Raw genomic sequence first — 5,553 nt, 5'->3', positions numbered from 1 at the left:
GTCGAGGAGGCGCTCTACCTCGCCAATCTCGCCAAGAGCGTCACCGTCATCCACCGGCGCGGCGATTTCCGCGCCGAGCGCATCCTGCGCGAGCGGCTGTTCAAGAAGGACAATGTGCGCGTCATCTGGGATACGGTCGTCGACGAGATCACCGGGCAGCCGGGCAAGGCGCCGCTGCCGCCTTCGGTCGAGGGCCTGAAGCTGCGCAATGTGGCGACCGGAGACGTGTCGCGGCTGAAGGTCGACGGCGTCTTCGTGGCGATCGGCCACGCGCCGGCGGTCGAGCTCTTCGCCGGCAAGCTGAAGCAGAAGCCGAACGGCTATCTGTGGACGGCACCCGATTCCACCCGCACCGACGTGCCCGGCGTGTTCGCCGCCGGCGACGTTACCGACGACGTCTACCGGCAGGCGGTGACTGCGGCAGGGCTGGGCTGCATGGCCGCGCTCGAGGCGGAGAAATATCTGGCGGGGATCGAAGTTCACCGCGAAGCGGCGGAATAAGCGATCGGCTGAGAAAAGCCGTTTAAAAGCCTGATTTTTCATTCAGACGCCAAAGGCAACACGAGGGGAATCATGGCGCTGGACTGGGACAAGCTACGCGTGTTTCACGCTGCGGCGGAGGCTGGGTCGTTCACCCATGCCGCCGAGACGCTGCATCTGTCGCAATCGGCGATCTCGCGGCAGGTCAGCGCGCTGGAGCATGACGTCGGCGTGGCGCTGTTCCATCGCCACGCGCGCGGCCTTGTGCTGACCGAGCAGGGTGAGATGCTGTTTCGCACGGCACATGACGTGCTGATGAAGCTGGAGACGATCAAGTCGCGGCTGACCGAGACCAAGGATCGCCCCTCCGGCGTCCTGAGGGTCACGACCACGGTAGGCCTGGGCGCCGGCTGGCTGACCGAGCGGGTGCAGGAATTCATCGAGCTCTATCCCGAGATCAGCCTGCAGCTCATCCTCGCCAATGAGGAGCTCGACCTCACCATGCGCCAGGCCGACTGCGCCATCCGCCTGCGGCAGCCGCAGCAGCCGGATCTCATCCAGCGCCGGCTGTTCACCGTGCATTTCCATCTCTATGCGGCCCCTTCCTATGTGGCCAAGTTCGGTAAGCCGGCCTCGATCGCCGAGCTCAGGAACCACCGGATCGTCACTTTCGGCGTGCCGGTGCCCGCGCATCTGTCGGAACTGAACTGGCTGGAGACGGTGGGCGATTTCGAGGGCGGGAAAAGGGTGCCGACGTTGCAGATCAACGACATCCTGTCGATCAAGCGCGCGGTGCAAGGCGGCGCCGGCATCGCCATGCTGCCCGACTACGTCATCAGCAAGGACTCCAACCTGGTCCAGTTGCTGCCCGAGACCGAGGTGCCGTCCTTCGACACCTATTTCGCCTATCCGGATGCGATGAAGAACCAGGCAAAGCTGCATGTGTTCCGCGATTTCATCATCGCAAAGGCGCGCAGCTGGTCATTCTGAGACGCCGTCGGGCGTAAGCTGCTACCCGCGCCAGGGCGTGATGCGCGGCAGCCAGCCGGGCACGGCGCGGCGGTAGGTTTCGTATTCGGCGCCATAGCGACGGGCGAGCGTCGGCTCCTCGTAGACCTTGACGAAGGAGATCATCGCCGCCGCGGCGATCAGGCCGTAGACGAAAACGGCCCAGCTCGAAAAGATGAGCACCTGGCCGAGGATGATCGAGAGCACCGCGACGTACATGGGATTGCGCACATGGCGGTAGATGCCGCCGACCACCAGTTTCTCGGTGGGCGCCACGGGGGCGGGGGTGCCAAGGCCCTCCAGGGCGAAGCGGGCGAAGGCGTGAAGCAGGATCCCCGCCGCACCGATCACCAGGATCCAGCCCAGAGGCACGAAACCCGGCACCATGGACAGCGGCATGCGATAATGGTCGGTCAGCAGCCAGGGTATCAGCCCTGCGACCACGCCAGGTGCCGCAATCAGGAACAGCGCACTGCCGGCGATTGCCGAAAAAGTCCGCATCAGGCCCTTCCTGCCGCAAAAATAACCGCGACCTGCCCGAGTCCGCATCATTTTGAATTTAGCGTATTTCGGGAGCAGAATCCGACCCGATTTGCATATCAGCAATCGCTTTCAGTGCGAAAATGCCCAAGATTCGGCGATTTTTTTCTGGTCCTATCGGTCCATGGAATGGGTTGGACCACAGCCTGCGTCTTTTTGCATGCGTGTGTTGCAAAATAGATGCTTGTTTCTTGGGCATGATGAGCACATATATAGTTCATCTCCAGGGCGCGTTCTCCTCCCATTAGCGCCCTCGAGTGTTCCCCTCTGGAGGTTAGCCCTAATCGGCACTTCCAATCAAACTCAGCCGGATCTTTATTGATCCGGCTTTTTTGTTGCCCGAAGATCACGCCGATACCGGAAATGCGTGCGCGGGAGCCACGTAACAGTGACATGTAACATCGGGTAACATGTCGCGGACGCACTCTATCGATTAAGTAGATCATAGGACGCGGTTGGTCGGTCCGGGAGATGGGGGCATCACTCGGACAGGCCGGGCTCAGGCAGCTACCGCGTCCGAACCATTTTTCCTGCTGCGGCGGACCTGCCGTTTGCCTCCCAGGAAACGGTCCGCAATAAGAACGGCGTCCGGAAAATCCGGGCGCCGTTTTCGTGTTCTCGACAAGTCGATCAGGCGGCCTTGCCGTTGGCGTTCATCGCCTCGTCGGCCAGGCGGCCGGTCAGCTCGGCCATATGGTCGAAGCCGGCCTTGTAGCTGGCGACGCCCGCCGTCGCCGAGCGCAGCTCGATGATCAGGTCGCCGATCTCGGCCTGCGGCATGGTCGCCTCGACCACGTCCCAGCCCGGCCAGCCGGGCCGCGCGTCATAGCCAAGGATTTGGCCGCGCCGCTGCGGGATCAGCGCGATGATCTTCGAGGTCGCATCGGACGGCGTGACGATCTCGACCTTCATGATCGGCTCCAGCAGAACCGGCGAGCAGGCCGCCATGCCTTCCTTCATCGCCAGCTTCGCCGCCATCTGGAAGGCCATGTCGGAGGAGTCGACCGCGTGGTAGGAACCATCCGACAGGTTGACGGCGACATCGACCACCGGGAAGCCGAGCGGACCGTTCTTCAGATAGTCGCGAATGCCCGTCTCCACCGACTGGATGTAGGTCTTGGGCACGACGCCGCCGGTAATGGTGTCGGTGAACTGGAAGCCCGAGCCGCGCGGCAGCGGCTTGATCTCGATCACCACGTCGCCGAACTGACCGTGGCCGCCTGACTGCTTCTTGTGGCGGCCGCGCTGCTGTGCCGATTTGCGGATCGTTTCGCGATAAGGCACCGCCGGCGAATGGCCTTCGATCGGGATCTGGTTCTTGCCCTCCAGGCGCTCGCGCACCACGCGCAGGTGCATCTCGCCATGACCCGACAGCACGGTCTCGGCGGAGTCCTGATTGTGATGCAGGCTGAGCGAAGGGTCTTCCTCGGCAAGCCTCTGGATGGCCGCCGACATCTTGACCTCGTCCTTGCGCTCCTTGGGGCGCAGCGCGAAGGCAAACACCGGCTGTGGCGATTCCAGCGTGACCAGAGGTTTGATGCCGCCCTTGGCCGAGCTCAGCGTCTGGCCGGTCCTGGCGTTGTCGAGCTTGCCAAGCGCGACGGTGTCGCCGGCCCCGGCCGATGGCAGCTTCAACTGGTCCTTGCCCAGCATCTTGTAGATGCCGGAGACCTTCGCCGTGTCGCCGTTGGAGAGGAAAAGCTCGGCCGCGTCGGCCAACTGCCCGGAAAGCACGCGCGAGACGGACAGCTTGCCGCCATGCGCGGTGTGAATGGTTTTCATCACCTGCACGACCGTCTGGTTGCCGTCCGGCGCGCCCAGGCGCTTGCGGGTCGCCTCGATGTCCGGCGCGTCGTGGCGGATCGTCTTCAGCAGGCGCAGTACGCCATTGCCTTTCTCCGCCGTGCCGATCAGCACCGGCGTTACCGTGCCGGCACGGAGGTCGGCGGCAAGGTCATCGAAGATTGCGTCCTTCGGCGGCTCGATCTCCTCCAGCAACTGCTCCATCAACTGGTCGTCATGATCGGCCAGCGTCTCCAGCATCGAGAAGCGGGCCTCGAGTTCGCGCGCCTTGTCGTCGTTCGGAATCTCGGCGACCTGGCTCTCGGCATATTCGCGGTAGACATAGGCCCGCTCGAGCGCCAGATCGATCGAGCCGATGACGACGCCGTCCTTGCGCAACGGAATCTGGCGAAGCAGCAGCGGCACCGAACTCGCCGGCTGCAGCATCTTCAGTGTCTCGCGCACGCCGGCGATCGCCTTGTCCACCTTGTTGAGGAACAGGATGCGCGGCACGCCGAGGTCATCGAGCTTGCGCATGATGAGCTGCAGCGCGGGTATCTTCTTTTCGTCCGCTTCGGCAACGACGACTGCGACATCGCAGGCTGCAAGCACCGGCTCGGCCTCAAAGGCGAATTCGATGGAGCCGGGGCAATCGACGAAGGTGAACTGCTCGCCCATGAATTCCGTGGTGGCAAAGGTGGCCTCCACGCTCATCGCGTGGGCGCGGGCTTCTGGCGAATGATCGGAAACTGTGTTGCCCGATGAAACGGGATTCTGGCGGGGGATGGCGCCCGTGCGGGCGAGGATTGCTTCGAGAAGTGTCGTCTTACCGCTTGCGAAGGGACCGACTATGGCAATGCATTTCGGTCCCGTGCGTCGTCCTCCGGCGCGAGTACCCATGGCTGACCTCCACTCAGGCGTTTCCCAAGAGAGCGATCAGCAAAAGTGGAAACCGGTTTTGCGTCCGATCGCACTCTGTGAAGAGCGGCGGCCGGCCTGTTCGGCCGTCGCGGGCGGGGTTGTTGCTCACCGCCTGCCCAAGGCCATCGTCACACGGGTTCGCGGAGAGGGCAAGAAAAATAGGAAGTGCGCCGGCTTTGGTTTTGTCAGGCGCGCCCAGTTTGTGCAGCGCTTGGCCTGTCAGCGCGCCTAGTCTGTCAGGCGCTCAGGGCCAGCGACTGTTTATCGGCAGCGCAGAGCGCGCTCGTCTTGTCGCGCGGCGCCGGCTTGCCGAAGAAATAGCCCTGAAAGCGGCTGCAGCCGGCCGCACGAGCCAGGGTGAACTCCTCCGACGTCTCCACGCCTTCGGCGACGATGGTGATGTCCTGGATGCGGGCGATCTGGGCGAGCGCGGAAACGAAGATCTGCGCCACCTGGTCGTGGGCGAGGCTGCGGATGTAGGAACGGTCGATCTTGACGCAGTCGATGGGCAGGGTCTTCAGGTAGTTGAAGCCGCAATGACCGGTGCCGAAGTCGTCGAGCGCGATGTCGAAGCCAAGCCCGCGCAAGGCTTCCAGGCGCCTGAGGATCTCCGGCGTCGCGGCGGTTGCGACCGTCTCGGTGATCTCGATGATGAACTCGGATGCCGACCGGCCGGTCTCGCGCAGTATGCGGTCGCACATCGTGACGATCTCATCGCGCTTCAACTGCTCGCCGGAGACGTTGATCGAGATGCGTCGCCCCGGAAACTGGCCGATATCGGCGCAAGCGCGCTTGAACACCCATTCGCCGATCATGTCGATC

The 5,553-nt window shown here is 63.4% G+C and carries 5 protein-coding genes; 2 read left to right on the top strand and 3 right to left on the bottom strand.

Translation table 11 applies throughout. The features are described 5' to 3' along the window. Positions 1-501: FAD-dependent oxidoreductase (locus EOA38_RS26505; RefSeq protein ID WP_189434905.1), on the top strand; the 501-nt coding region annotated here is incomplete at its 5' end. Positions 502-573: 72 nt separating this feature from the next. Further along, on the top strand, positions 574-1,470 hold the full coding sequence (locus EOA38_RS26500) for a LysR family transcriptional regulator (RefSeq protein WP_126092435.1): 897 nt from the start codon (positions 574-576) through the stop codon (positions 1,468-1,470). 21 nt (positions 1,471-1,491) lie between these two features. Here the strand turns inward: EOA38_RS26500 and EOA38_RS26495 are convergent, their stop codons facing one another. From EOA38_RS26495 to EOA38_RS26480, 3 genes are all read right to left on the bottom strand, one after another. After that, positions 1,492-1,989 carry an isoprenylcysteine carboxylmethyltransferase family protein gene (locus EOA38_RS26495; RefSeq protein WP_126092436.1) on the bottom strand — a complete coding sequence of 166 codons (498 nt, stop codon included), beginning with the start codon at positions 1,987-1,989 and terminating at the stop codon, positions 1,492-1,494. Between the two features lie 669 nt (positions 1,990-2,658). Further along, a complete protein-coding gene (locus EOA38_RS26490; protein ID WP_126092437.1) occupies positions 2,659-4,710 on the bottom strand; it encodes an elongation factor G in 2,052 nt (683 codons plus the stop codon). A gap of 257 nt (positions 4,711-4,967) precedes the next feature. Further along, positions 4,968-5,553, bottom strand: a 586-nt coding sequence (locus EOA38_RS26480; RefSeq protein ID WP_145966073.1) for an EAL domain-containing protein, incomplete at its 5' end; no start/stop codon positions are given.

The sequence above is a fragment of the Mesorhizobium sp. M1E.F.Ca.ET.041.01.1.1 genome, assembly GCF_003997355.1.
GTDB lineage: Bacteria > Pseudomonadota > Alphaproteobacteria > Rhizobiales > Rhizobiaceae > Mesorhizobium.
This window is presented reverse-complemented; position numbering and strand designations above follow the sequence as displayed.

Excerpts from the sequence above, each read along its gene's own strand:
- EOA38_RS26500 (WP_126092435.1), top strand. The coding sequence starts at position 574 with ATGGCGCTGGACTGGGACAAGCTACGCGTGTTTCACGCTGCGGCGGAG.
- EOA38_RS26495 (WP_126092436.1), bottom strand. The coding sequence starts at position 1,989 with ATGCGGACTTTTTCGGCAATCGCCGGCAGTGCGCTGTTCCTGATTGCG.
- EOA38_RS26490 (WP_126092437.1), bottom strand. The coding sequence starts at position 4,710 with ATGGGTACTCGCGCCGGAGGACGACGCACGGGACCGAAATGCATTGCC.